The 1,790-nt window shown below is 68.8% G+C and carries 1 protein-coding gene and 1 pseudogene; one reads left to right on the forward strand and one right to left on the reverse strand.

The window, feature by feature from the left end:
* Positions 1-959, reverse strand: a 959-nt coding sequence (locus G6018_RS15450; protein WP_182640094.1) for a UDP-galactopyranose mutase, incomplete at its 3' end; no start/stop codon positions are given.
* Between the two features lie 404 nt (positions 960-1,363).
* On the opposite strand from G6018_RS15450, the pseudogene G6018_RS15455 reads away from it, so the two are divergent.
* Positions 1,364-1,790, forward strand: a pseudogene (locus G6018_RS15455) (hypothetical protein); the annotation flags it as partial.

The following is a 1,790-nucleotide window of genomic DNA, read 5'->3' on the forward strand; positions in this document are numbered from 1 at the left end:
CTGTACTCGCGCATGATGACGGTCTTGTCCGTGGGGTAGTTCGTCCGCTCGGGGTGGAAGTGGCGGAACTCGTGGATGCGCGTGTAGTCGAACTCCGCGTCGTTGTAGTTCATCACCGGGGTGCCCTGGAAGTCGCCGGTGGGCAGGACCTCGGTCTCGAAGTCCAGGGTGCGCCACCCGAGCTCGCCCTCGGCGTAGTCGAAGTACCGGTCCAGCGGGCCGGTGTAGACCACGGGCGCGTCCGGGCTCGCCGCGCGGACGCCCTCGCGGACGTCGAACCAGTCGGTGTCCAGGACCACGTCGATCTTCTCGTCGGCGGCCATGTTCTCCAGCCACGCGGTATAGCCGTCGACGGGCAGGCCCTCGTGGGTGTCGTTGAAGTAGCGGTTGTCGAACGTGTAGCGCACGGGCAGGCGGGTGATGTTGCCGGCGGGCAGGTTCTTGGGGTCGGTCTGCCACTGCTTGGCGGTGTAGTCCCTGATGAACGCCTCGTAGAGCGGCCGCCCGATCAGCGAGATGGCCTTCTCCTCGAAGTTGGCCGCGTCCTCGGCCGAGAACTCCGCGGCCTGCTCGGCGATGAGCTCCCGCGCCTCGTCGGGCGAGTAGTAGCGCCCGAAGAACTGGTTGATCAGGCCCAACCCCATGGGGAACTGGTACGCCGTGCCCTTGTGCATCGCGAACACGCGGTGCTGGTAGCCGGTGAAGTCGGTGAAACGGTTGACGTACTCCCACACCCGCTCGTTGGAGGTGTGGAACAGGTGCGCGCCGTACTTGTGGATCTCGATCCCGGTCTCGGGCTCGGGCTCGGAGTAGGCGTTGCCGCCGATGTGGTGACGCCGGTCGAGCACCAGCACGCGCTTGCCGAGCTCGGCCGCGGCCCGCTCGGCGACCGTCAGGCCGAAGAAACCGGACCCCACCACGATGAGGTCATAGGTCCCCCACTGCCGATCGCCTGCCATCACTTCGAGCCTTCCCGTAGTCCGTCGCCGGGTCGCCGCGCCTGATCGGGCGCCGCGCCCGGCGTGTCCACGCGCCGGCCGGCGCGGGTCCGGGTCCAAGGGTATCGGGCGGGTGGGCGGAGGGGTCCGGTGCCACACCAGGTGACGACGACGAGGAGGGCCCCACCCGTGCGCGGTGCCGCTGCTCAGTCCGCGCGTCGGGCGGCCCCGTCGTCGTACATCGGTTCGAAACTACACGGTTGTGACCCCAAAATTCACTTCCGTACCACTTGGTTTCACGCGTTTCTTAGCTACCATTGACCACGTTCGTCACATTCGTCCCAGTGGTCGCAGCGCTCGCGGCCGCCGGGAAGAAGTGTTCCGCAGCGGGATCCGCGAGACACAGACCTGATCTGGAGAAGCCCTTGAGAACACGACGCCGCCCCCTGAACGTCAGCGGTCGACGCAGGACCCTCGCCCTCGCGGTGGCGGTCGCGGCGTCCGTCGTCACGCCCCTCGCCGTGTACGGGGCGGACCACCTGGTCGAGTCCGGAGACGACATCGCCGCCACCGCGGGCGCCGCCGTCCCCACCGGGACGGCCGAGGTCTCCCTGTCCGACGCACCCGCCGCGGCAGGCGTGGACACCGACATCGCGGTGGGCTCCGCCCCGGTCAAGGAGGTCACCTCCGAGACCCCGTTCTCGATGGTCGGCGTCACGTGGAAGGGCTACAACCCGCAGGCCGTCGCGGCCCTGCGCGCCAAGAACCCGGACGGCTCGTGGGGCCCCTGGTACGAGGCGGAGTCCGTCGACGACGAGGGCGAGAGCACCACCGGCAGCGGTGGCACCGAGC

This window comes from Dietzia sp. DQ11-44, from assembly GCF_014145205.1.
GTDB classification, from domain to species: Bacteria; Actinomycetota; Actinomycetes; order Mycobacteriales; family Mycobacteriaceae; genus Dietzia; species Dietzia natronolimnaea.